This window comes from Nostoc edaphicum CCNP1411 (assembly GCF_014023275.1).
Classification (GTDB): domain Bacteria; phylum Cyanobacteriota; class Cyanobacteriia; order Cyanobacteriales; family Nostocaceae; genus Nostoc; species Nostoc edaphicum_A.
On the sequence record NZ_CP054698.1, the window covers coordinates 4,703,857 to 4,727,760 of the forward strand.

At 40.3% G+C, this 23,904-nt stretch carries 22 protein-coding genes; 9 read left to right on the plus strand and 13 right to left on the minus strand.

Annotated features, from left to right (window positions below; genetic code table 11):
- The first annotated feature begins 147 nt into the window (after positions 1–147).
- On the plus strand, positions 148–1,638 hold the full coding sequence (gene crtH / locus HUN01_RS22365) for a carotenoid isomerase (RefSeq protein ID WP_181928037.1): 1,491 nt from the start codon (positions 148–150) through the stop codon (positions 1,636–1,638).
- Positions 1,639–1,813: 175 nt separating this feature from the next.
- Here crtH and HUN01_RS22370 read toward each other — a convergent pair whose 3' ends face one another.
- From HUN01_RS22370 to HUN01_RS36230, 5 genes are all read right to left on the minus strand, one after another.
- Positions 1,814–3,328, minus strand: a complete 1,515-nt coding sequence (locus tag HUN01_RS22370; RefSeq protein WP_181928038.1) for an aminotransferase class I/II-fold pyridoxal phosphate-dependent enzyme — start codon at positions 3,326–3,328, stop codon at positions 1,814–1,816.
- 62 nt (positions 3,329–3,390) lie between these two features.
- On the minus strand, positions 3,391–6,006 hold the full coding sequence (locus tag HUN01_RS22375) for an AAA family ATPase (RefSeq protein WP_203219496.1): 2,616 nt from the start codon (positions 6,004–6,006) through the stop codon (positions 3,391–3,393).
- Between the two features lie 40 nt (positions 6,007–6,046).
- Entirely contained in the window at positions 6,047–7,612 is a 1,566-nt protein-coding gene (locus HUN01_RS22380; RefSeq protein ID WP_181928039.1) for a serine protease, read from the minus strand.
- A gap of 60 nt (positions 7,613–7,672) precedes the next feature.
- Positions 7,673–7,984 carry a CU044_2847 family protein gene (locus tag HUN01_RS22385; protein WP_181928040.1) on the minus strand — a complete coding sequence of 104 codons (312 nt, stop codon included), beginning with the start codon at positions 7,982–7,984 and terminating at the stop codon, positions 7,673–7,675.
- A gap of 280 nt (positions 7,985–8,264) precedes the next feature.
- Positions 8,265–8,396: a hypothetical protein gene (locus tag HUN01_RS36230; RefSeq protein ID WP_257797997.1), complete on the minus strand. Its 132-nt coding sequence runs from the start codon at positions 8,394–8,396 to the stop codon at positions 8,265–8,267.
- A gap of 183 nt (positions 8,397–8,579) precedes the next feature.
- Here HUN01_RS36230 and HUN01_RS22390 point away from each other — a divergent pair, with 183 nt between their 5' ends.
- A complete protein-coding gene (locus HUN01_RS22390) occupies positions 8,580–9,287 on the plus strand; it encodes a M15 family metallopeptidase (protein ID WP_181928041.1) in 708 nt (235 codons plus the stop codon).
- Between the two features lie 205 nt (positions 9,288–9,492).
- Here HUN01_RS22390 and HUN01_RS22395 read toward each other — a convergent pair whose 3' ends face one another.
- Both HUN01_RS22395 and HUN01_RS22400 read right to left on the minus strand, forming a co-directional pair.
- Positions 9,493–9,969 carry a TspO/MBR family protein gene (locus HUN01_RS22395; RefSeq protein WP_181928042.1) on the minus strand — a complete coding sequence of 159 codons (477 nt, stop codon included), beginning with the start codon at positions 9,967–9,969 and terminating at the stop codon, positions 9,493–9,495.
- A 90-nt stretch (positions 9,970–10,059) separates the two neighbouring features.
- Complete coding sequence (locus HUN01_RS22400) at positions 10,060–10,533, minus strand: TspO/MBR family protein (protein ID WP_181928043.1); 474 nt, start codon at positions 10,531–10,533, stop codon at positions 10,060–10,062.
- Positions 10,534–10,947: 414 nt separating this feature from the next.
- Between HUN01_RS22400 and HUN01_RS22405 the strand changes: the two genes are divergently transcribed.
- Positions 10,948–11,517 carry a DUF3611 family protein gene (locus HUN01_RS22405; protein ID WP_181928044.1) on the plus strand — a complete coding sequence of 190 codons (570 nt, stop codon included), beginning with the start codon at positions 10,948–10,950 and terminating at the stop codon, positions 11,515–11,517.
- A 334-nt stretch (positions 11,518–11,851) separates the two neighbouring features.
- Positions 11,852–12,091: a hypothetical protein gene (locus HUN01_RS22410; RefSeq protein WP_238845542.1), complete on the plus strand. Its 240-nt coding sequence runs from the start codon at positions 11,852–11,854 to the stop codon at positions 12,089–12,091.
- A gap of 133 nt (positions 12,092–12,224) precedes the next feature.
- Here the strand turns inward: HUN01_RS22410 and HUN01_RS22415 are convergent, their stop codons facing one another.
- The 4 genes from HUN01_RS22415 to era form a co-directional block, all read right to left on the minus strand.
- Complete coding sequence (locus HUN01_RS22415; protein WP_181928045.1) at positions 12,225–12,857, minus strand: YdeI/OmpD-associated family protein; 633 nt, start codon at positions 12,855–12,857, stop codon at positions 12,225–12,227.
- Between the two features lie 45 nt (positions 12,858–12,902).
- Positions 12,903–13,343: a GNAT family N-acetyltransferase gene (locus tag HUN01_RS22420; RefSeq protein WP_181928046.1), complete on the minus strand. Its 441-nt coding sequence runs from the start codon at positions 13,341–13,343 to the stop codon at positions 12,903–12,905.
- Complete coding sequence (locus HUN01_RS22425; protein WP_069070468.1) at positions 13,343–14,020, minus strand: response regulator; 678 nt, start codon at positions 14,018–14,020, stop codon at positions 13,343–13,345. The genes HUN01_RS22420 and HUN01_RS22425 overlap by 1 nt, the downstream gene beginning before the upstream one ends.
- A 200-nt stretch (positions 14,021–14,220) precedes the next feature.
- The gene (gene era / locus HUN01_RS22430) at positions 14,221–15,195 is read right to left on the minus strand and encodes a GTPase Era (protein ID WP_181928047.1); all 975 of its coding nucleotides are present in this window, start codon (positions 15,193–15,195) and stop codon (positions 14,221–14,223) included.
- Positions 15,196–15,606: 411 nt separating this feature from the next.
- Between era and HUN01_RS22435 the strand changes: the two genes are divergently transcribed.
- From HUN01_RS22435 to HUN01_RS22455, 5 genes are all read left to right on the plus strand, one after another.
- Positions 15,607–16,704, plus strand: coding sequence for an ATP-dependent 6-phosphofructokinase (locus tag HUN01_RS22435; RefSeq protein WP_181928048.1), 1,098 nt, complete (start codon positions 15,607–15,609; stop codon positions 16,702–16,704).
- A 253-nt stretch (positions 16,705–16,957) separates the two neighbouring features.
- Positions 16,958–17,395, plus strand: a complete 438-nt coding sequence (locus HUN01_RS22440) for a hypothetical protein (protein WP_181928049.1) — start codon at positions 16,958–16,960, stop codon at positions 17,393–17,395.
- A gap of 255 nt (positions 17,396–17,650) precedes the next feature.
- Positions 17,651–17,839 carry a hypothetical protein gene (locus HUN01_RS22445; protein WP_181928050.1) on the plus strand — a complete coding sequence of 63 codons (189 nt, stop codon included), beginning with the start codon at positions 17,651–17,653 and terminating at the stop codon, positions 17,837–17,839.
- Positions 17,836–18,126, plus strand: coding sequence for a type II toxin-antitoxin system RelE/ParE family toxin (locus HUN01_RS22450; protein ID WP_181928051.1), 291 nt, complete (start codon positions 17,836–17,838; stop codon positions 18,124–18,126). Before HUN01_RS22445 ends, HUN01_RS22450 begins: the two co-directional genes overlap by 4 nt.
- Positions 18,127–18,138: 12 nt before the next feature.
- Positions 18,139–18,360 carry a hypothetical protein gene (locus tag HUN01_RS22455; RefSeq protein WP_181928052.1) on the plus strand — a complete coding sequence of 74 codons (222 nt, stop codon included), beginning with the start codon at positions 18,139–18,141 and terminating at the stop codon, positions 18,358–18,360.
- Here the strand turns inward: HUN01_RS22455 and HUN01_RS22460 are convergent.
- A complete protein-coding gene (locus HUN01_RS22460) occupies positions 18,320–22,036 on the minus strand; it encodes a tetratricopeptide repeat protein (RefSeq protein ID WP_181928053.1) in 3,717 nt (1,238 codons plus the stop codon). The genes HUN01_RS22455 and HUN01_RS22460 overlap by 41 nt on opposite strands.
- Positions 22,037–22,305: 269 nt before the next feature.
- Positions 22,306–23,433, minus strand: a complete 1,128-nt coding sequence (locus HUN01_RS22465) for a succinylglutamate desuccinylase/aspartoacylase family protein (RefSeq protein WP_181928054.1) — start codon at positions 23,431–23,433, stop codon at positions 22,306–22,308.
- Between the last annotated feature and the right edge of the window lie 471 nt (positions 23,434–23,904).

Below are 23,904 nucleotides of genomic sequence, written 5' to 3' on the forward strand. Positions count from 1 at the left end.
TTTGATTAGTCATTGGTCATTGGTAAATATTGATTGACTCTAGACAAATAACAAAGGACAAATAACATAGACGCTTCTGCGGCTACTCTTCGAGAACGCCAAGGGCGAACCCGCAGGGTAGGACAAATGACAAAGGACAAATGACAAATGACAATTGATGCGATCGTAATTGGGTCTGGGATTGGCGGATTAGTAACAGCGACCCAGTTAGCAGCGAAGGGAGCGAAAGTGCTGGTACTGGAACGTTATTTGATTCCAGGTGGTAGCGCTGGTTATTTTGAACGCCAAGGCTATCGATTTGATGTTGGCGCATCAATGATTTTTGGACTAGGACAGAATGGTACTACTAACTTACTCACCCGTGCATTATCAAGTGTAAATGTCAGCCAAGAAGCGATCGCAGATCCGGTGCAGATTCACTATCATCTACCCCAAGGTTTAGACTTGAAGGTTGACCGGGTTTATGAAAAATTTTTGCAAAATCTTACTGCTCATTTTCCCCATGAAGAACAGGGGATTCGTCGCTTTTATGACGAATGTCAAAAAGTATTCAAGTGCCTCAACAGCATGGATTTGCTGTCACTGGAAGAACCTCGGTATTTACTGCGCGTATTTTTCCAGCATCCTTTGGCGTGTCTCGGTTTAGCTAAGTATCTGCCCCAAAATGCCGGGGATGTGGCGCGGCGCTACATCAAAGACCCGCAATTATTGAAATTTATCGATATGGAATGTTATTGCTGGTCGGTGGTTCCATCAGACATGACACCAATGATTAATGCTGGGATGGTCTTTTCTGACAGGCATTATGGCGGAGTTAACTATCCCAAAGGCGGGGTGGGACAAATTGCCCAAAAACTGGTGGAAGGTCTAGAGAAAGCTGGAGGTAAGATTCAGTACCAAGCTAGAGTCACAAAAATTCTCACAGAACAAGGAAAAGCGGTAGGTGTGCAACTGGCTAATGGTAAAGTGTATCGGGGTAAACGCATAGTTTCTAATGCTACACGCTGGGATACATTTGAACAATTATTACCAGCAGAAGCAATGCCACATAATGAGAAAAAATGGCAACAAAATTATCAAAAATCTCCAAGCTTCTTGAGTTTACACATCGGAGTAAAGGAGTCAGTTTTACCTGCGGGGACAGAGTGTCACCATATTTTGCTGGAAGATTGGGAAAGGATGACAGCAGCAGAAGGCACAGTTTTTGTTTCAATTCCCACATTGCTTGATCCAGATTTAGCACCAAATGGATATCACATCATTCATGCCTTTACGCCTCATTGGATTGATGATTGGCAAAAACTTTCTGTAAGTGAGTACGAAGCGAAGAAAGAAAAGGCGGCTTGGCGAATTATTGACCGCCTAGAGAAGATTTTTCCAGGTTTAGATGCCGGATTGGATTATCTGGAAGTGGGGACACCGCGCACCCATCAGCGCTTTTTGGGTCGTAAAGATGGCACTTATGGGCCAATTCCTCGGCGCAAGTTGTGGGGTTTATTGAATATGCCGTTTAATCGTACAGCTATTCCAGGACTTTATTGTGTAGGGGATAGCACCTTTCCAGGTCAAGGGTTGAATGCAGTAGCTTTTTCTGGGTTTGCTTGTGCCCATCGCATTGCTGTAGATTTAGGATTTTAACGTACATCAATCAAGTTAGAAACTTCCAACAAATGAAAAAGAATTCAGAATTCAGAATTCAGGAGTCAGAATCAAATACAGAATTCTGAATCCAGAATTCTGTTCGATAAATTATTCAATCATGTAGTGTGGGTATCATGCCATTGGTGTGAAGTTAAGAAAAGGAGTTAGGAGGTTATTTCACAACTTTCAAAGTTTTTAGACTAGTATCAGCACAACCACTAATAAATCCCCCCATTGTCTGGATTTGTTGCAGGTAATCAAGGATGGATTTTGTGATAATTTCTCCCGGCATTAATAAGGGAATTCCTGGAGGATAGGGACAGACAATTTCGCTACAGATGCGTTTATTGGTCTGTGTCAAAGGTAGTATTTCACTAATAGCAAAAAAGGCTTCACGGGGAGAACAATATAAAGTATGAGACTGTGTAGTGAAAAGATCCTGCCACAGATGGCTTTTAATAGTCAAATTGGTTCGACGATATTTTTCGGCAAGAGTGGTAAAACCTTGCACCAGTTGCTCAATATCATCTGGGGTGTTGCCCAAACTAATGATAAAGGTGAGATGTTCCAGTGAGGCGAATTCAGCGGTGACATCTAATTTTTCATCAAGAATTTCATCTGCCTCAAATCCGGTTAAACCTAAACCAGAAACAGTGACAGTTAATCGCGTTTTGTCTAAAGCTATAAAGCTGGGATATCCTCTCAGCCCACCTCTAGAAGAAGATCCCCCCAACCCCCCTTGAGAAGGGGGGCTAAGAATCTGTAAGACAGATAATCCAGGAATTTGACTTATTCTAGTTCTAGCTTCGTCAGCAAGTTGTAAAGTGCGAGACATCAACATTTTTCCGTGGAGTGCCATTTGCTGACGCGCTGCATCTAGAGAAGCTAAAAGTAAATAATTAGGACTAGTAGATTGTACAAGCTGCAAAGCTTTACTGATGCGATCGCAATCTATCCTATTACCTTGGACGTGCAGCATCGATGCTTGTGTCATTGCACCAAGTACTTTGTGGATGGATTGTACAGTTAAATCGGCACCTGCGGCTAAAGCTGGAGTGGGTAATTCTGGATGAAAGGCAAAGTGTGCGCCGTGTGCTTCATCTACAAGTAGAGGGATATTGTATTGATGTGTGATGCTGGCGATCGCACTCAATTCTCCACAAACGCCGTAATATGTTGGATAAACCGTCAATACTGCTTTGGCATCGGGATGCTTTTGTAGTGCAGCTTGCACAGCTTCAGGTGTAATACTGTGGGCAATATCTAAAACTGGGTCATATTCAGGATTGAGAAAAATTGGTATTGCACCTGAGAGAATTAAACCAGCGATCGCAGAAGAATGTACATTTCGAGGCAAGATAATTTTATCGCCTGTGCCGCAGGTAGCGAGAATTGCCGCTTCAATCCCACAGGTAGAACCATTGACAAGGAACCATGTTTGCAAAGCACCAAACGCCTCAGCCGCGAGTTGTTGTGCTTCTTGAATAACGCCTTGGGGTGCAAAGAGATTATCTAAATCTGCTAACTCGGTTAAATCAGCGCGAAAGACGGCTTTACCAAGTAAGTCAGCCAAAGGTTGAGAAATTCCCTCACCTAGTTTATGTCCTGGGGTGTAAAAAGGCGCATGTGGTCTTGCTGCATTGGCTTTTAAGGCATCTAATAAAGGTATTTGGTTTTGATTGAGCATTTAAATAAAACAAACCGCTAATGATAAAATTTGAAATCTGTTAGGGCATATTCATAAAATAATTAGCTTCTTACTGCACGCTCTTTCACCCATTGTTTTAATAGAGGAATTTCAAAATCATATCCTCCATTTATTTTGTGTAAAATATGATAACGAAACAAGCGGGTTAATACCTTTTCAGCAATTTCAGTAGTTATAGGTAATAAAATATCTTTCTTGGCAACTTGTAATAATAATTCTTGACCAATTACCATTTCTTCTGGTGTAGTTCCTGTAAATTGTGTCCAAATATTTGTAAAATAAGGCTGACCAGAAATAAATGCGTCGTTAATAGAAGCTTGCAAAAGTTCAACAGTAATAAAATCAGTATGGTTAAAGTTAGCTTGATTCACCATTGATGCGCCCAATAATTGTAGGCAGTAAGGGTGACAATTGGCAAGCCTTAATACTTCCTGTACAATATCTGGAGCGTAACGCAGTGCAAAAGCTGGATCTGGATTAAGTAGTAAGTCCTCGGCTTCGTTAGGTTCAAGATAAAGCATTTCTATCGGGACAACGCTGATAAAATAGCTACTCCAATTCGTGCCTAATTCCTCTAAAGTTTGCACCCCAGAAAAGAGAAAACAGAGTTGTTCATAATGTTGAATTAAGTGGCGTAGTTCGTCAAATAAACGTAAAGTTATCTGTCCGTTTTGGATGGCGATACCTATTTTTTCAAATTCATCAAGGTTGAGAAGGATGCGCCGTTCTCCGATTTGGGCAAGTGCTTCATCCAACCAATCTTCTAAGGTGGTATAGGGACTAGCTTGAAAATCGGTGCGTTTAGGAATGTTTGGTAATTGAACGCCTTGACTTTTGCAGTCTTTATGAATTGCACGGACTAAGCCAAAGCAAAAGTCAGATTCGCTGGTGGTAATGGCGGAACTTTGCATATCCACAAATACGGGGATAATATCACTGGGAAGCAGGCGGGGAAAGTTATACAAAAAGGAAGTTTTACCACAGCGACGGGGGCCATGCAGCACAAGGGTAGGTCGGTCACGGTCTAAAACTCGACGGACAACTTCATTGGCAAATCTCTGACGACCTTTAAACAAGTTTTTTTGCTCAAGTCGCACCGGATTTCCATATTGGAAGGGGTTGATTAGTTCGCCTTGAGAGAGTTTGCATTGTTCATTTTGTTCCAGTTCAATAACCCTTTGCCAATGTTCTAGTACAGGTGTCCAGCGTTTGATAGCTTCGTCTTTAAGTCCCAGAGAGGATAATTGAGATTGTAGTTGAACAAGCTTGTTATTAATTTTTTCTAATCCTCGTTCTCGTCGGGCTATATTTTCATTTTCGAGTGCAGATTGAATATCTTGAATAATAGTTTGCAAGCGAGGAAGAAGGATAGAAAGTTCGGGTTTCACCTTTGGTAAAGGTATTTCTGGAGTGGAGGTGTCGCTGTCAGAATCGAGGTGATAGAAGGGGGAAATCAGGAAGGGTAATATGCGATGGTCTGAGTTGGTAGTAAAGATTAGTTCTGGAATACTTTGAATTTGCTTGAGTTGGTCAGCAACAATTTGTGGTAAGGCATTTTGCAGGGTTATTTGAAATCCTGGTAAGGAAAAAGTTTGGGTATATCGAAAGACGTTCAAAGGTTCTTGAGGATTACTACGAAAAGCGGAAATGAAAAGCTGCTCGTGATTAGGTAAAGGTAGCCACACGAGTTCACTGGTATAGGGAGGTAAACTGTGAAGTAATTGCAATGGTTGAGGATGGAGGCGATTAATAATTGATGTAAAAAAACTGAAAGAAGCAAAGAAAAAATAGTCAAAAATTCTGTAATAGCTGACTAAACTTACAGGGATAATTAATGCTGAAAGCCATCCTAAATTTCGGATAGAAACAGCTATTAAAATCAATGTAGTCGTGATAAAAACCCTATTGTTTTTGGCTGGTGCGAGAGCGAAGGCTATTAAACCTACAAAAACCAAAAACCAGGAAAGCGGTAAAGTAGATACGACTGCCAAGACGACCGCCAAGACGACCGCCACATCACTATTGTTAATACTTTCTCTACATAAAAATAGTGCAAAGCCTGTTATCCCACTAGTTAACAGCATAAACAACCAATTTTCAGTTGCTAACCATACACCTAACATTACACTGATTGTTCCTCCTATCACCATCACATTATGAGCAAAGGAAAGATGTTCTTTTTTTAAAATTTTTATCATTAACCAAACAATTAATGATAAATATATTCCCAAAACAGCAACAAATATTCCTATTTGAAGTAAAGGAGGTGAAATTTTGATAGCTTCTATTAAGCCTTTCAACCAGCCATCAGGCTGACTTAATAGAATTATCAACCATAACAAGGGGATAATTAGTCCTAAAGGTAAAAATAAAAATCCTGTTCCATAGGAAATTAAAATTATACAAGGTAACTGTAGCCAATTAAATAAGTGATTATGCTCAGTCAGTTTTAAAATAAAAGGGATATTAAAAATAACTAATATGAATAAATATTGACTGATAAATCGTAAGTTTTTGAAAAATAGAAAACTTATGTCTGGTCTGCGTTCATCTTTTTCTTCTTTGGGCAACCATTTATTCATCCGTTGCTGAAGCCTTGAAGGACAAAACATTGCCCACCAAAATAGTTCCCACGTTTCTCGTAAAAACAGCAACATTGTATTTCTAATTTGATGATTAAATCTTTGACTTATTGCTTTATCTTTGACCTTTCACAAACCGTGCAAATATACTACTAAATAAACCCCCATCCTTACGTAATAACCCATAACGCTGAAGCCTATCTACAATTGCTGAATTAGGACAGGGTAAATTACTCCCTCCCAACTCATAACACAGTGCTAAACGTTCAACTTCAGTTAAATCTTCCCAAAGTTCCTCAAAAAGCTCGTTTGCCTGAAAAATGAACTCTTTTCTAGCTGTTTCTGGATTCCCATGTTTCCACAACATCGCCCCCGCCATTTGCACATAATAGGGCAACTGCCCTGCTACATCATCTACCCATTGCAATAACGCAGGATTAGGCAGAAATCCTTTTTGAATAATCCTTTCGCAAGCCTCTCTTTCTAATGCCCCTAAAATAGTGGTACTGAAAATATTAGCAAAAGGAGAAACCATATTCCAATTTCCGTAAATCTCATTAAGAGGGCGTTTGCTGGCAATTACCATTGTTAATAACCCCTCAGAAGCCTTAGCTCGCCAATCATCCCCCCAATCCTTGAATAATTCTTGTCTACTAGCAATGGCTTCAAATTCATCCAACAAAATTATTAAACGATGCCCTTTATCTTCTAACGCCCTTAGACCATCTTCCACCCTAAAGCCATCTTCATTATCTTCCTTTGACCAAGGAAAATCTCCTGTTAGCTTGTGAGTCGATCTTCTTAAGCCTTCAATAATACCTTCTGGAGTATGAAAATTTTTACTCCTCAAATCTAAAGAAATAACTAAAGGCTTTTGTTGTTGTGAACAAAAATCACTGACTCTTTCTCTGATATATCGCAATAGAGAGGTTTTTCCATTACCTCGTAATCCTACCAAATTGATAGATTGAGGACTAGCCGCACCAATGCGGTGTTTAATCTCTAAAATCTCTCTTTCCCGTCCGTAAAAACGTTGTGGACGAACAAGAGAACCATATTCAAATGGATTATCACCTTTGGGCTTTAGCTGATGAAATTGTTTATTAAGTGAGGCAATTTCGGGAAAGTGTTGCACAATAACTTGAGCCGAAACTGCCCGCCCCCCTAAATCGTTACCCTCATCACGGGAAAGATGTACAATTCCACAAACTTTACCTGTTAGTAAATTTAGCAAAGGCGATCCACTAAAGCCTGAGATAACTTGCCCTTGCTTTAACTTATAGAGAATAATATCCTGTTTAAAACTTATTCCTTCATATTTAAAACTTGCTGAATCTCCCAGCGAATAATCAACTTCGCTATTCTTGGGATAACCGAAAATATATAAATCATCGTTGGTATTGGGTTTTGTGTCATCCAATTCAACACAGGGATGATCCAAACAATCCTCGTACAGTTGTAAAAGGGCTAAATCAAGGGGATATTTGCATAATTGCGTAACTTTAGCTGTGTAATTTTGGTTTTCTGCTTTCCAGAATACTTGCACAGGGTTATCTTTCGCAGATTCAACCACATGGGCGCAGGTGAGAATCCAATTCGGTGCAACAAAAAAACCAGTTCCTTGACTACTGGCAACATTTAAACGCACTGTACAGCGTTGTAAATAGTCTTCGTTACCCATTAATTGCTCTCACGCAGCATCTTTGTAAAAAGATTACCACAACTGTAAGACAATCAACTGTTATTTACCCCATTCCATCGTAATTTCCAGGTTAGCTGTGCCTGTTCCTTTCACAATTAAAGCGGTTAATTGTCCTGACTCAACTCCAATTTGTAAACCTAGTTTGACACTAAATTTATCTGGTTTGACTGTCTCGCTAATATCTTTTAATGTACCTGCGACATCTTCAGCAATAGATTTAATAATTTCTGTCGCTTGTTTAAAGACTCTGGTTTCAGCAGAAACAGGTTGTTCTCCTATAGGCGTAACCTCTACTTTAATTATTTTGCCGTCAGAAAGTTCAAAGGAAATAATTTTGGTTTTATCTGCCATACTTCATTCTTTTCTGTTAATTTTTCGTGCAAGGAACTTCCTAAATCGTGGGAAGAAGGTATATGGTATTTTTACATTTTTCGGGCGCGATTAATTTAAGTCTGCCAACGATTCATAATATGTTACACGTTACTTTGATTATTTCATTTTTTGAAAGGTTTCAGAACTTTATAAGCAGTAATTACAGCCTGAGTAATTTATATAACTTTGTATAGGTAGCAGATTATTAGCGTAGGCGTAGCCCGCACTTCTCTACGAGACGCTGCGCGAACGGCTGCGATCAGTGAACACCGTAGGCATCCAATACTGTTCGGTTAAGGCAAGAGACGCGATGAATCGCCGTCTCTACAATAATCAGTCTTTCGTCTTGACGGCGATTTATCGCGTCTTTACGAGCTAGAATTTCGATCAAAAAACATTAACCGAACCGTATTGCGTAGGCATCGCCCTTTAGAAAAAAGTTTTTGGTTTACTGTTCAGGATTGAGAAAAATTGGTATTGCACGCAGAGCGTAAAGGACACAGAGGAAGAAGAGACTCGTTACACAGAATGCTATGCTTGCGTTAAAATCCTTAAATCCTGTGTAGCTGACTAGATGAGGCCCTATCATCAAATCCCAATTTTCGAGTGTGGTGAACCGCTAATAGCGATTCCTTTAGAATTATTTGCGGTGGAATCTCCCCATCCTTATGAAAAATTAGGTGCGCCTTATGGCGATCGCTCCCCTTATTATCTCCGTCAAAGCGTAATTGAAAATTTGATCCAAGCGCAAAATTATCTTGATGTTCTGCATCCTAACTGGCGTATCCAAATTTTTGATGCTTATCGCCCGATCGCAGTTCAGCAGTTTATGGTAGATTACAGCTTCGCTCAAGCAGTGCATGATAGAGGACTGGCTGAGGTGGAATTATCACCAAACCAACGCCAAGAGATTTGGGAAGCGGTTTATGCAATTTGGGCTGTACCAAGTTTAGATGAAAAAACTCCGCCTCCTCACAGTACGGGTGCGGCGGTGGATGTGACGCTGGTAGATGATAGTGGGGAAATAGTAAATATGGGTTCGCCAATTGATGAAATGTCGGGGCGATCGCATCCCGATTATTATGCCAATAGCGATCGCCCAGAAACCCAAAATTATCATGCTCACCGTCAGCTATTGCAAGATGTAATGTTAAAAGCCGGCTTTCAACGGAATCCCAGAGAGTGGTGGCATTTTTCTGTTGGCGATCAAATGTGGGCTTGGCTGAATAATCAAGCCAATCGAGCCAATCCTGTCACTGCACGTTATGGGCGTCTCGCATAGATGCGTTATCACAAAAGAATTCAGGAGTCAGAATTCAGAATTCAGAATTTAATTGGAGTCTGACTAGCAGACTTGCTTAATCCAATGCTGAATAAATGGTGAAACTAAATGCTAAATCTTTCTTGCGGAATCCATAAGGAATAAATAAGCGTTCATCCCACACTTTCTTCTTCTGACTACTGAATTCAGACTACTGAATACTTCTTTATGCATCTTGAGGATTTAACTCTCTTAACTCGTCGGTGGTGTAAGTACCAATGGGAGTCCAAACTAGATAGGGAAGGAGAAACAGCACCGCCATTAGAGAAATCGGCAAAACGCAGATTGCAAGGACAACGGCTAAAATCAAACCAATTAGCCCAAGAATTTCCCCAGCTTTGAGACTGCGAAACCTCAACATTATAGGTATATAGGCGACGGTGATAATTTCTACCAAGAGGTACAAAGCCATTAGTAGCCAAGTAATTATGCCTCCTGGATTTTTTTGCCAGACAATATAAGCTGAAGCTGCACCGCTAATAAAAATCACAGTCCAGATGAGGGGAATCAACGGCTCAAAAACTAGCCAGCGAGGGCGACTTAACAGTACAAACCATTTAACATCACGCGGCGTAATCAAGAAACTACCAAGGGCGATGAAAAAAGTTACAGCCCCAATTATTATCCAAGATGGAATCGTCATATTGCGCTCAAGCTTTGTGTATTTTGTCAAGTCATACACTGCAAGTTTGGCAATTTAGGGAATATGTTGAATCATTCGCTGGTGCGAATCTTAGGCATCTTGAGGGTTGAGACTCGCCATCTGCCAAGTGGTATAAGTACCAATGGGACTCCAGAGCAAATAAGGAACTAGTAATAGTGCAGCCCAACCAGAAAAGCCTAAGACTGCAAGTATCAATAAAATACAAATGATCAAACCTGTGCCACCGATAATTGTGCCCACTTTCAGACTGCGAAGCTTAAACATTACAGGCGTATAGGCAATGGTGATAATTTCTAAAAGCAGATATAAACCCATGATTAACCAGGTTGAGGTGCTTCCTGGGTCTTTTTCCCAGACAATATAAGCCGACCAAGCACCGCAAATAAATATTACAGTCCAGATAATTGGAATCGCACCCTCAAAAGTTAGCCATCTCGGTCGTTGTAAGCGCTTGAACCACTGGCGATCGCTAGGCGTAATCACGTTAGCTGCTAAAGCAACCAAAAAAGCCACACCCCCAATCACCATCCAAGATTTAATCATGACCGTTAGTCCTTTATAAGCGCTATCTATCGCTTAATATCACTCTTTATAGTGTGATTTTGTCAATTTAATTGCTAATTCTTCATCGTCCCTGAGTTTGAAACCTTTAAATCGTTTGGCAGGATTTTAAATATGATGAGTTGGTAGTAAGCACTTCAGTGCTTAAAAATCCAGGACTAAAGTCCTTACTACGAACTTATTCACCCCTCGTAACTAATGAGGCAGACTACTAGGGACTGGAAAACAAATCTTATCCTAATGCCCAATCCCCAATCCCCAATCCCCAATGCTCATTAAAATTTTATTCCCCAAGATTTTGAGATGATTATGTCTAAGGGTGGGGGTATGGGCTGAACCGTAGAAATATTCTTGGCAGTAGGGGGATTAAGGTAATTAGATTTAATGGTAATTGATATGCAAATAGAATCAGAAGCGCGATCGCTACCACCAGAAACACGAGGAATTGGTAATACTATTCGCCTTACAGGCTGGATTACTTTGTGGTCACAATTGGCAATTGGAGTAGTTTCGGTCTTTGCTTTGTTGTTTGCCTTGACTGGCCGTCGTTTTGTTCAGCAACAGAATGTCGGTCTTAGCATTGGCATATTTTGGGCCGTATGCGGAATTGTACTGTTGTTATTCAGTCTCTATTGGGATTTTCGTTACACTCGCATAGGCAAAGCTCTAGAAAATCACAATCCAGCTTTGCATCCTAGTAAGCCAGATACAACTAAAATCCTTCGTTTGGGGATAATTGTGGGTTTAGTAGGAATATTATTAACTCTCTTAGGTGCTAGTTCAACGATGTTCGTGCTAATGGCAAAATCTATATCCCAAACTCCAGGAGTGGCAATCAGCGACCCCTACAGGATTATTCGACCGATGGATGTTTTTGTGGCTGTGGCAGATATCACTGGGATTGCTGCTCACTTTGTGGGTACTGTCGCATCGTTATGGTTGTTAGAACGAGTGCATCAACACTAGTATCTCTTTGGATAATTCGTAATTTTGAACTCGGTTAATGAGTCTTTGAATTTCGTGATTGAGAATCAGAATTTCAGGGAAAGGGGCGATATGAGAAAATTAAAAGGTAGGGGTGAACCACTGTTCAGAGATATCAACTTAACCTACAAGCCAGTCTAGGCAAAGCTTTGATAAATTATTTTGTTCCCAGCTTATGACTGGGAATGTCTATTCTAATGATTTGAATTTTTATCTAAAGATACAATTTCAAGACAAAATATTATTACTTATGACAGTTACTTTAAATCATCCTAATGAGTGAAAGTAAATATGCTTAATAACTGAGGTTCAAAGCATGGACTCAACAGGTAAGGTTCAAACTGTGGATTCGTCCTGGTCTCTTCCACTGCCGTTGAAAGAGTATGCAATGAGCCGAGTAACTGTCTACTTTTATAGCGACAGATGGGTTCCGATTAAATATTGTTCTTTGGAAAAAGCAATTTTACTTCACCAAAAAGCAAATTTAGAAGGTAAGGAAATTTTATTATTTCCTCCTGATTTAGACCCTAATCAATTCTCAAACTCTTTTAACTAAAATGCATTGAAGTAGACTATTTTTCAAAATTTTGGCAACAATTCAATCGGTTATAGAGGCGTACATATATATGTACGCCTCTAATTGTAAATGGGAAGAAAAGTTGAGCATTCGGCTAACTTCAGCGGCTTTGTTATCGTACCAATGGGTTTTTGTTCACTGCTGCTGAGTTGACGGTTTGTTCAATTCTCTTCAACCTTGTCTCTGGACGTTTTGCACTATCAATCCAATAAAGGATATTCTTTTTAGATGAGTTATTAAATGCTTCAAAATACTCTTTGGCAGTTGTGTTTGCTTCTAAAGCTTGCTTTAAATCGAAGGGAATTATTAAGGCTTCGATCGCATCTAAGGAATTCCATGATCCATCTTGTTTTGCGGCTTCGATTTTTTCTAGTCCAACTGTACTAATCAAACCTTGTTCTATAAGTTCTTCAATATATTGTTTATTTAATTTTGACCACACACTCTTCGGCTTTCGAGGTGTAAAGATTTGCATGTAACGTTCTTCATCTAATGATTTGACTTTACTATCAATCCAGCCAAAGCATAAGGCTTCTTTTACCGCTTCGCTATATCGAACACTTGGTTTACCACTTTTTACTTTGTAGTAAATGAGCCATACACCAAAACAGATGCGATGGTTTGTCTCTAACCATTTCCGCCACTCTTCACGGCTTGTAGGGCAGAAAGTGAGAAATTCATTTTTAAGTTTGGATGCACCAGTAATCTTACTTTTGCTGAGGCTGATTTCTGTATTTTGCTGCATTTGTTTTATGTTCAATTCGTAATTGATACAAAACTTCTATCTACTTTAAAATCGTTTTGCCATAAAAATCAAATGCTGGCTTCTTTGATAGCCATGCTTGGTGTAAAAAGCCTCTGCTTGTCCATCTTTGTTAGTCAACAGATAAACCCCAGTGACTTCCATCGTAGTTAGAGTGTCCATTAATTGTTTAAGTAGCTTTGTTCCAATTCCTTGACGCTGCTTATGAGATCGGACACAAATTTCTTCTAGATAAAAGCTTTTACTTATTGGCCCTTGCTTACAATAACCTGCCACAAATCCTAACAGTTCATCCTGTTTGAATACAAATCCGACAAAGCCCGGTGTATTCAGAATTTCAAACAACTTTGTTCTTGCAGTCTTGAAAGTCCATCGCTCATTCCAAGGTTCACTATTGAACACTTCAACATATAAATGAGCGCACTTGTCAAGATATTCAGTAGTAAAGGTTTGAATTTCTTCTGACATCAAACCAACCCAGAACGTAGTGCTACAACTGCTGCTTGCACGCGATCGTCTACTGCTAATTTATTCATAATCCCCCGGACATGAGTTTTGATGGTGTTGGGACTAAGATAAAGTTTTTCAGCAATCTCTGGGTTACTCAACCCGTCTACCATGAGTTTCAACACTTCTAACTCGCGTCCAGATAAGTTGGCGTTGTTGCTAGTGGGTGTAGGCGGTTTGAGATTATCAATCACTCGCCGCGCAATTTGGGGATCGAGATAGGCTGCACCATCAACTGCGGCTGCGATCGCACTTAACAATCGTTCCACACTTGCGCCTTTAATACAATACGCATCTGCACCGCTAGATAGTGCAGCAATAATTTCTGTCTCCGTTTGATGAGATGTCAGCATCACTACATGAGTTGCTGGCAGCGCCGCCTTAATTTGCTGTGTCGCTGCAATGCCATCCAATCGCGGTAATCCAATATCCATAACCACTAAATCAGGTTTCAGTTGCAGTGCTGCTTGGACTCCTAAATAACCATCTTCGGCTTGTCCAACTATCTCTATCTGAGGATGAGCCATTAACGATTGCTCTAATCCCAGTTGCATCATCGGATCATCTTCGACAATTAACACGCGCAATGGCGGAGCATTGACCGGTAAATTTAAGGGATAGCGAATATCTAAAGACATTTTTATTAATTATTTGTCATTTGTCATTTGTCATTTGTCATTTGTCATTTGTCATTTGTCATTTGTCATTTGTCATTTGTCCTTTGTCATTTGTCATTTGTCATTTGTTTTTTATCCTTTGCTTTTTTGCTTACCATTACCAATGACTAATGACTAATGACCAATGACTAATGACTAATGACCAATGACTAATGACCAATTTATTCTTCCACGCGATAGCCTAACTCTGCTAGACTAATCCGCGACTGTCGCCATTTTGGCTGGACTTTGACAAACAATTCGAGGTAAACTTTACCAGCAATTAACTTTTGGATTTGTTCACGAGCTTCACTACCAATTGCTTTGAGCATTGCTCCGCCTTTGCCAATGAGTATGCCTTTTTGGGAATCGCGCTCAACGTTGATGGTAGCAAGTACACGGGTAATGCTAGGAGTTTCTTCTACTAGATCAATAGCGATCGCTACTGAATGGGGTACTTCTTCACGAGTCAATAATAAAATTTGTTCTCGGATTAATTCGCCCATAATAAAGCGTTCTGGCTGGTCAGTTACCAAGTCGGGAGGATAATATAATGGCCCAATTTCTAAATGTTCAATTAATAATTCTTGAAGTTGGGGTAATCCTGCACTAGTTTTAGCAGAAAATTTCACGATTTCCCATTCATGGGTCTGAGCCATCTGGGCGTAACTATCATCTAGAAACTGAGAATCAGTCGGTTGTTGGTCGGTTTTGTTTACGCCCAGAATAACTGGTGTTTTGCTGCGACTGAGCAATTCGGCAATATAGCGATCGCCTGCACCACAAGCTACTGCTCCATCTACGACAAATAGCACTACATCTACCGATTCAATGGCAATTTTGGCATTTTGCACCAATACTTCGCCCAATTGATGATGGGGCTTATGAATTCCTGGTGTATCTACAAATATTAACTGCGCCTCTGGTGTAGTTAATATACCGCGCAAACGGTTACGTGTAGTTTGTGCTACTGGTGAAGTAATGGCAATTTTTTGTCCTACCAATTGATTCATTAAAGTAGATTTACCGACATTTGGACGACCAACAATGCCGATAAAACCTGACTTAAATTCAGGAGGAGCCTGTGGGATTGTTACTTCTCCTGAAAAAGAGAAGTTGTAATTTTCAATACTAGACACCTTTGGCTCCACCCTCATATTTTACAGCTGGGATAACTTGATTTTTTCTTAAACACAAAACAAGCATAAAAACACCCTAGCATTTTCGGGGATTGCTTTTGCTTAGGTTTAATTTACTACTGGCTCTACAGTTAACATTTTACAGCTGAGATAACCTTAGTTGTAGAATTCAGTAGTCAGAATTCAGTAGTCAGAATGTTAAAAAAATCAAACTTTAAATTTACCTTATTGCGTCGGTAATCATACCAAATCCAGATAATTTCTAAATTTTGGCTGCTGAGTTCTAAATTCTTAAACTTATGTTTTGTTTTTAGACACAAAATAAACATAAAATTACTTTGGCATTTACAGGGAAGTTTTTTGCTTAAGTTTAATCTTTTGGTAACTTTGGCTTAAGTTTCATCGACTACTCAATATCTTTGAATCAAAATGTCAATAAAAAAGACGGGAGAACGCAAACGCATTGGAATTCTTACCAGTGGAGGTGATTGTTCTGGTTTAAATGCTGTGATTAGGGCTGTAGTAAATTGTGCTGTGGATACTTACGGCTGGGAGGTTTTGGGAATTCGTCAAGCGACTCTAGGATTAATGGCGCGTCCGCCACAATTCACCAAGCTGGAAGTTGATCAAGTTGACTCACTGTTAACTGCGGGTGGCACAATGTTGGGGACAACCAATAAAGGCGACCCTTTTGCCTTTCCAATGGCGGATGGAAGTTTGTGCGATCGCTCCGAAGAAATCATCGCAGGTTATCATGAGCTAGGTTTAGATGCTTTGATTGGTATCGGCGGTGATGGTAGTTTGGCAATTCTGCGTCGCCTCGCTCAACAAGGTGGCATTAATCTAGTAGGTATTCCCAAAACAATTGATAACGATATTGGCGTTACTGAACACGCTATCGGTTTTGATACAGCAGTCAATATTGCCACAGAAGCATTAGATAGGTTGCATTTTACTGCTGCAAGTCATAGCCGAGTCATGATTTTGGAAGTAATGGGGCGTGACGCAGGACACATAGCAATATCTGCGGGAATTGCGGGGGGAGCGAACGTCATTTTAATTCCCGAAATCCCTTACACAATTGAGCATATTTGCCACAAAATTAAAGAACGCCAAGATAAAGGCAAAAACTATTGTTTGATTATTGTTTCCGAAGCAGTTCGTACCCACGATGGGGAAAATGTGACGATTACAAATCGCTTAGGTCAATCTCGATACGGTGGAATTGGCGAATATTTGGCAGATAAAATTATTGAGCACATTGGTGTAGAAACGCGAGTTACAGTTTTAGGACACATTCAACGTGGTGGAACTGCTTCACCACTAGATAGATTAGTTGCAACAGCCTTTGGCGTAGCGGCGGTTAATCTCATTGCTGAGGGTAAATACGATCGCATGGTGACATGGCAAAATCGCCAAGTATTAAGTGTATCAATTACCGAAGCGATCGCTCAATATAGCGCTGTCGATCCCAATGGTACTTTAGTTAAAACTGCTCGTGGTATGGGCATTTATTTGGGAGACTAAACATACACGGTAGAGGCACAGTTATGCTGTGCCTATCAAAGTACAAAGTTTAGTAGAGTTTGATATTGCAAAGATGTTGAAAATTAAAAATCCTAGTTTTCTACGTTGGCGGTTTGGAGAATATTCTCCTGTGAATCCCGTTTGATAACTAGAGCCATACTAAATATTACAATTATTTAGATTTATCCCAGTTTAATAGTTTAAGATTTACTTGATAAATAGTTTTGTATAGTTGCTTTAAATCTAAAACAGTATGAATGCACAATTAACTCTAGACGAAATCAAATCAGCACGCGAATTACTCAAAGAATATGAACCAGCAAACGAAGCCATCGATGCTGTAGAACGTCACAACGGTAATCTCGAAACCTCCTTTGAGGAACTGTGGATTGAGAAAAACGGACAATCGGCGATGGGAGTAAAAAAAATCTGGCAAACTACATTAGATGTGTTGCGGGATGAACTTTGCGGAAATGAAGGTTTTCGGGCACGTTTGAGCGATTACACCAAAAGTCCAGAGAATGCTGTGTTACTTACGGCAGCGATTACATCCCTCATGGCTTTAGCCGCAATTCCCCTAGATCCATCGATCGCTACTATTATTATTCTCTATATCGTTAAAATCGGCTTGAATGTTTATTGTAAGTATACCGATGTAAGTGACAAGGGAACTTTACCACCAGGGAAATAAAATACAGATGCGATAACTTATTAATCTGCGCGATCGCATAATAATTACTGAAACCATTTTATATTACAGCTATTTACCTAAAAATAGCTGTAATATAACCATAATATTAGGTTTGTTAATATTTTGAGTTTTGATAATGTTTGTAAGCTGCTGGCAGAAAAATATCCAGCAGATTTTGTTCGGTGGTTAATTGCTGATTCCTCAGCAATTATAGTTGAGCGTACAATATAAAAAAGCAAGTTATCTGCAATCTCTATGGAAAAGCTCAATATTAAAGAAGAAGCTCGAAAGCTAATTGATAAGTTACCTGATAACTCAACATGGGATGACCTCATGTATGAGATTTATGTTAGGCAAGTTGTTGAAGCTGGACTTGCTGACAGTCAAGCGGGTAAAGTAATTTCCGCACAGGAAGTTAGGGCAAAATTTGGACTACCAGAGTGAAAGTTTTTTGGACAGAAACAGCCGTAGAAAACCTATCTGCAATTTATACTTACATTGCCCAGAATTCATCTCAGTATGCAACCAGGATTATTGACCGTATAACCAAACGTTCCCAGCAGCTTGCGAATTTCCCTCTATCTGGTCGAATTGTACCAGAGTTTGAAACCGAGCAAATTCGAGAAGTCATTGAAGGTTCATATCGAATTATCTATTACATCAAACCCGAACAAATTGATGTACTTGCTGCTATACATGGGTCACAGGAAATTACACCAAGTATAGAATGAATAGCGATCGCCATGTCAAAACGCCAAAACGCGATCGCACCTCTCCACAACTCAAATGCGATCGCACTCCACAAATCTTCCCGTCATTGCGAGGAGGAACGAGGAAGCAATCGCAATATCTTCAACACCCAACGAGTCTATGCGATCGCACCTCTTCACAACCCAAATGCGATCGCACATCGCCCATATCCCTCTACTCCGGTAAACTCTCTAAAATCTCCCGCGCTACCGTAGCCATATATTCATCCTGATACTCTACAAATATCTCCAACGCTGTCTGCAAATTAGCCCTAGCTTCTGCGTAATTCTCCTCTGCTTGTGCCAGCAATCCTAATGTTGCGTAAGTCCTAGCACAGAAGTAGCGATCGCCAAATTCGATATTGATTTCCAGGGCTTGTTGATAATAATCCCGTGCCTGGTCGTATTCCCGCAATTCTTGGGCAACCCTTCCCAACTGGTGGTAAGTGCTAGCACAGGAGTAGCGATCGCCAAATTCGATTTTGATTTCCAGGGCTTGTTGATAATAATCCCGTGCCTGGTGGTATTCCCGCAATTCTTGGGCAACCCTTCCCAACTGGTGGTAATTCCTAGCACACTCATAGCGATCACCAAATTCGATATTGATTTCCAGGGCTTGTTGATAATAATCCCGTGCCTGGTGGTATTCCCGCAATTCTTGGGCAACGATTCCCAACTGGTGGTAAGTCCTAGCACAGGAGTAGCGATCGCCAAATTCGATTTTGATTTCCAGGGCTTGTTGATAATAATCCCGTGCCTGGTCGTATTCCCGCAATTCTTCGGCAACGATTCCCAACTGGTGGTAAGTGCTAGCACAGGAGTAGCGATCGCCAAATTCGATATTGATTTCCAGGGCTTGTTGATAATAATCCCGTGCCTGGTCGTATTCCCGCAATTCTTGGGCAACGATTCCCAACTGGTGGTAAGTCCTAGCACAGGAGTAGCGATCGCCAAATTCGATATTGATTTCCAGGGCTTGTTGATAATAATCCCGTGCCTGGTCGTATTCCCGCAATTCTTGGGCAACCCTTCCCAACTGGTGGTAGGTGGTTGCTAAAGAATACTTGATTTGTGTTGTTTCTACGCCTTGGAGTTGTTGGAATAATTCGAGAATCCGCAGAGAGGATGCTTTGGCTTGGGGATAATTTTGTGTTTGTAAATAACAATTAGCAAGCGTACCGATTACCATGACAATTTCCAAACCTATTTCACCTGTTCTAATTTCTCGTGGATAAGCGACTTGTGCGTTACAAACAAATTCCGACAGTTTCAAACTACTTGAAATATCATTAGTTAAGTTTAAGTATTTATCCAAGCAAAAGAAAATATAAATAGTTTCTTGTTTTTTTAAACAAATCTGCAAGGCATTATATAAGTTTTCATATTCCAGCCGACAGGATAAAATCCCAATCTGCCGTTCTTCTGGTTCCTTCGATTCAATGTAGCTATTGTAATAACGAGCTAAACCGATATAGTGGTTTTTAAAACCCTCCCGCAAGGCTTCGCGGGTAGCTGCATCTAGTTCTGCTAATTTTGCTTTGAGAAAGAAGGGAAAAACAGGTTGAATTTGTAATAACTTTTCTTCCCCTCTTCTCGCAGGAGAGGGGTTAGGGGAGAGGTCAGAAAGCAAACCCCAATTTATCGCTTCTTGAATTGCCCCATCAAACTTATCAAAATCATAATCTTGAAACGGCTCTAACTTCTGTAATTCCTTAGCATAATTAGGAATACCAACCCGCCAAATAAACCCACTAAAGGGAGCTAAACATAATAATAACTTCTGAGCATCCGGCGACAAATTACTATGAGAATATTCCACACATTTAAGAATACTCTGGGTTTTATCCTCACTTCCCGTATCTAAATTAATATCTGCTGCTGCTAACTTTGCCAAAATTTCCTGAGATGACAGATTTTTCAAATTAGCTAACACCACTTCCATCGCCAACGGATACCCTGCTAACACCTTCATCAATTTCCGAAAATCCTCATCTTCCCGAATCTTTGCTATCTTCTTTTCATCCCCCACATTCCGTTCTAAAATCTTATTGGATAACTCCGTCCTCGCTTCTGCATCTAATCCTTGCAACTTATAAATATTCTGCTTAAAAGCGCCTTGCAACCAACTTTCATCACTGCGAGAACCTAAAATTACCCGCGTTTCTCCCCCTACCAACCGCGTCAAAAAATCTTGCAGTTGCTTTTGCTCGGCTGTCGGTAAAGTATTTTGAATCGCTAAAGCTTGTCCCGTCACCGACTCCAAATTATCCAACATTAAAATATGAGATTCTGACCGTAATTTAGCCAAAAGTTTCTGCATCTGAGCAGTTAAATTCATCGCTTGAAAATTCGCAAGCTCAAACTTTTTATATACACGCTTGCCAATCTCAAATAAAATCTGTGTCAGCGTCCAAGCTTTTTCATCATAACCAAAATAAAATATCTCTGGTGCAAAGTTCGTCGTCTGCCACCAACTACGCAAATAATTTAACAGCGTAGTTTTCCCCGTTCCTCCCATTCCCTGCAACAGCAAAATATTATGACGAAATAAAGCCTTCTCAATCTTCAAAATCTCCAAGTCTCGCCCAATAAATCCATATTCTGGCGGCGTATATTGATATAAATTACCCAACTTCTCAAAATACTCTTCCTCTTCCTCTGCTCTAAATTGACGCAAATTCAAATTTACCTGTTGGTTACTATAAACTACAGGCAAAAGCCAATCTTCTAAATCAATATTGGTATTAAAATAAGCCTTCCGCGTCTTATTATTAAATAACTCCCTTCTCCCCAACCGGATAGCTTCGGTTATCTCCTTCCCCCCAAACAAGTTTTTATAAACCTGTTCCATCATCAACCGCGCCGCCGAAACAGTCACCGAATACCCCATTGCGACTACCATTTGCATTCCCGCAGTCATCAACCGGCTACCCAAACTCGTCTCCCTTGCCTCCCCTGCTCCCCCTGCCTCCCCATCTCCTCGTACCTGCTTCCCCGACTGACAAGCATTGAGAATACAAACAGGAATCCCCTTCCCCGTCAACAAATTCGCTAATTCCCCTGCTTCTATGGGATCAGCTTTTCCCTTACTTTCCCCATCCAAAAACAAAAATGCTTTTACCCCCTCATAAGGTTGAATATCTTCCCGTCCCCACCTAGCTTGATAGGTATATCGGTTGCGTTTCACCCCTTCTTGAATATCTGCATAACCCATCAACGCCCCGTGACAGTCAAAATGGATGATATGGTAATATCCCGCCCCCTTGGCCTCTAAATGCCGTTCTAAACTTTCATAAGTACCCGGACGCAATAAGTCAATATTTACAGGCAATTGACTATTTTGAATCACCTCAATCAACGGCCGAGCAATGGTACGATAACCTACATCATGTTCCTCATCCGGTCGGGCAATTACCACCAACAAGTTAATTACCGGCGATTCTGCCATATTCGCCGCCACTGATGCCGCTTTATCAAGGCGCTTCCGTACCATTACGCAATCTACACCCAAAGGTCGCGGCAAATCCTTATCCCGTATAGCTTCCCAGTGCAGCGCGTGAAATTCGGGACTATTACCCACTATCTCAATTTTTACCTGCTTCAGATTTCCCCGCAGTCCGCGATAATGGCTATAAGCATCAATATCAGCCTTGAAAACCTGGTTAAATAAACTTTCTCCGTAACTAGCAACACTTGTTTTCGCCGCTTCTGCTTTCTTCCCGTTTAACATGGGGTGAATCAGCCATTGCTCAAAATACCATTCGAGTTGCTGTTCTTCCTGGTGTGTAAAAGGGTCAGTAATATTGATTGGGTATTCGCCACCATCAAAAATCAAACTTGCGGCAAAACCGTTTTCTGTTGGCTGCTTTTCCCGAATCGTGATGACTGCCATACACAAGTTAGCTCAACGTAAATACCAGGATATATTTATATACTTACGCATAAACTCCAATTCCAGGAAATTGTCGCTAAATTTACGAGAAAAACCTCTGTTTCCCATCGAAAGCATTTTAATTTCTTTCTCCATTGATGTGCATTTTTGTCAAGACCAGTTTCAATGCTGTTCGGTTAAGGCAAGAGACGCGATGAATCGCCGTCTCTACAATAATTAGTCTTTTGTAGAGACGGCGATTTATCGCGTCTTGCCCAATGCCCCATGCTCTAACTAACAATTCCCAATACAAACTCACCTTCATTTACAGCTTGATTAGTTGCGACATCATAAACTAATCCATTATGTTGAGCGCAGACATCAATTACACTGGGTAGCTTACCTTCTTTATTAAAACTGAGAATTTGATACAATTTTTCTCCAGCTTTTACTGAGCTACCCAATTCTATTCTGGATTGAATCATGCCACCTGCGATCGCATAATATTTTTTTCGGTTGCTGCTAGATGCAAAAGTCATCTCATGGGTTTTTGTGTCATCCGATAAATTAGGACTTTGTAGTACACCTTTTTGCACTAAATAATTTTTCACACCCCGTACACCTTTAGCGACTGAATCAGGGTTTATTTGCATTCCTGTTCCTAATTCTAGTGTCCAAGCTTCCACATCAAACTTGATTTCTCTACCAAACTCTTTAAAACAAGCTTCCAGGGCTAACCAAGGTTTGATAAAAGCTTCATCAAAAGCATCACCATCGTATTTATCAAGCAATATTCCGAAATCGAGTAGAAAGTATTTTGCACTGTCTTCTCGATTTTGGAAGTAATAAATATAGTCTAATGCTTGATTGGTAGAACTGTGTAAATCAATTAAGTAGTCTGCATCTAAACTCAGGTTTTGTAACTTGTAGGCAAAAAGCTCAGTGTAGGGAACACCATTTGAAGAATTAATTTTTTCTAAAATTTTCGCAAAATTTTGCTTAATTATAGTTAGATAATTTTGTCGAATGACCTTTAGATCACTATGAAGTTGAGATTTAGTAAAAGCTACTAAATCATCAGCTTCTTTCTCGTAGTCCCAAAATATGCGATTCCAGTCTTTGGCTTCGTAAATGCAGTAACGTCCAGGGGAAAAATGATGAGCGCGTTCATTTGTCCCCATTGGGTTACAAACGGGAACTAACCAAATTTCTCCAGCTAAATCTGTATCATTTATTGTTAATAAAAACTCAATTAGCTGGTGAATAACGGCATTACCAGCAATTTCTGCACCGTGCAGATTAGATTGAATGTATACCTTTTGACCAGGTTGAGCGCCGATGAATTTGTATAATTGTAAGTATAGGCGATCGCCCGAAGCCATTTGACGTAATACAATGCTTTCAATAACTGGCAGCATGAAACAACTCGGTGATGATTTGAGTAAATTATCGCTGTATCTGTACTGAATTAAAAGCTTAGTCCAATAGAATTTGCTGATTAACCAGAGTTTTACCCCACCCTAACCCTCCCCTTGGAAAGGGGAGGGAACTAGATTTTTCGGTTTCCCCCCTTTATAAGCTACGGTGTATACACAAGTCCTAAAATCCTTGCCTGGTAAGATGCAAGCCTTAGTAGGCAAGTTTTTGAGCTTATCAAGCTGATTATCAATAGTGTTAGCTTATTGATAGAGGTTTAACGGAAAATCAAGGATTTTAAAAATAATTTTCCGTTCTTTTCCCTCTATTTGATTCTCAACCCGACTTGTGTATACACGGTAGCCTTTATAAGGGGGGATTAAGGGGGGTAATTCGACACACGGCTTGCGTGGCGGGGTGGAGTTCTTCAGGTTTAACAAGTAATCAGCTAACCTCTGCGTGAATTACTAAGA

Excerpts from the sequence above, each read along its gene's own strand:
- crtH (WP_181928037.1), top strand. The coding sequence starts at position 148 with ATGACAATTGATGCGATCGTAATTGGGTCTGGGATTGGCGGATTAGTA.
- HUN01_RS22370 (WP_181928038.1), bottom strand. The coding sequence starts at position 3,328 with ATGCTCAATCAAAACCAAATACCTTTATTAGATGCCTTAAAAGCCAAT.
- HUN01_RS22375 (WP_203219496.1), bottom strand. The coding sequence starts at position 6,006 with ATGTTGCTGTTTTTACGAGAAACGTGGGAACTATTTTGGTGGGCAATG.
- HUN01_RS22380 (WP_181928039.1), bottom strand. The coding sequence starts at position 7,612 with ATGGGTAACGAAGACTATTTACAACGCTGTACAGTGCGTTTAAATGTT.
- HUN01_RS22385 (WP_181928040.1), bottom strand. The coding sequence starts at position 7,984 with ATGGCAGATAAAACCAAAATTATTTCCTTTGAACTTTCTGACGGCAAA.
- HUN01_RS22390 (WP_181928041.1), top strand. The coding sequence starts at position 8,580 with ATGAGGCCCTATCATCAAATCCCAATTTTCGAGTGTGGTGAACCGCTA.
- HUN01_RS22395 (WP_181928042.1), bottom strand. The coding sequence starts at position 9,969 with ATGACGATTCCATCTTGGATAATAATTGGGGCTGTAACTTTTTTCATC.
- HUN01_RS22400 (WP_181928043.1), bottom strand. The coding sequence starts at position 10,533 with ATGATTAAATCTTGGATGGTGATTGGGGGTGTGGCTTTTTTGGTTGCT.
- HUN01_RS22405 (WP_181928044.1), top strand. The coding sequence starts at position 10,948 with ATGCAAATAGAATCAGAAGCGCGATCGCTACCACCAGAAACACGAGGA.
- HUN01_RS22410 (WP_238845542.1), top strand. The coding sequence starts at position 11,852 with ATGGACTCAACAGGTAAGGTTCAAACTGTGGATTCGTCCTGGTCTCTT.
- HUN01_RS22415 (WP_181928045.1), bottom strand. The coding sequence starts at position 12,857 with ATGCAGCAAAATACAGAAATCAGCCTCAGCAAAAGTAAGATTACTGGT.
- HUN01_RS22420 (WP_181928046.1), bottom strand. The coding sequence starts at position 13,343 with ATGTCAGAAGAAATTCAAACCTTTACTACTGAATATCTTGACAAGTGC.
- HUN01_RS22425 (WP_069070468.1), bottom strand. The coding sequence starts at position 14,020 with ATGTCTTTAGATATTCGCTATCCCTTAAATTTACCGGTCAATGCTCCG.
- era (WP_181928047.1), bottom strand. The coding sequence starts at position 15,195 with ATGAGGGTGGAGCCAAAGGTGTCTAGTATTGAAAATTACAACTTCTCT.
- HUN01_RS22435 (WP_181928048.1), top strand. The coding sequence starts at position 15,607 with ATGTCAATAAAAAAGACGGGAGAACGCAAACGCATTGGAATTCTTACC.
- HUN01_RS22440 (WP_181928049.1), top strand. The coding sequence starts at position 16,958 with ATGAATGCACAATTAACTCTAGACGAAATCAAATCAGCACGCGAATTA.
- HUN01_RS22445 (WP_181928050.1), top strand. The coding sequence starts at position 17,651 with ATGGAAAAGCTCAATATTAAAGAAGAAGCTCGAAAGCTAATTGATAAG.
- HUN01_RS22455 (WP_181928052.1), top strand. The coding sequence starts at position 18,139 with ATGTCAAAACGCCAAAACGCGATCGCACCTCTCCACAACTCAAATGCG.
- HUN01_RS22460 (WP_181928053.1), bottom strand. The coding sequence starts at position 22,036 with ATGGCAGTCATCACGATTCGGGAAAAGCAGCCAACAGAAAACGGTTTT.
- HUN01_RS22465 (WP_181928054.1), bottom strand. The coding sequence starts at position 23,433 with ATGCTGCCAGTTATTGAAAGCATTGTATTACGTCAAATGGCTTCGGGC.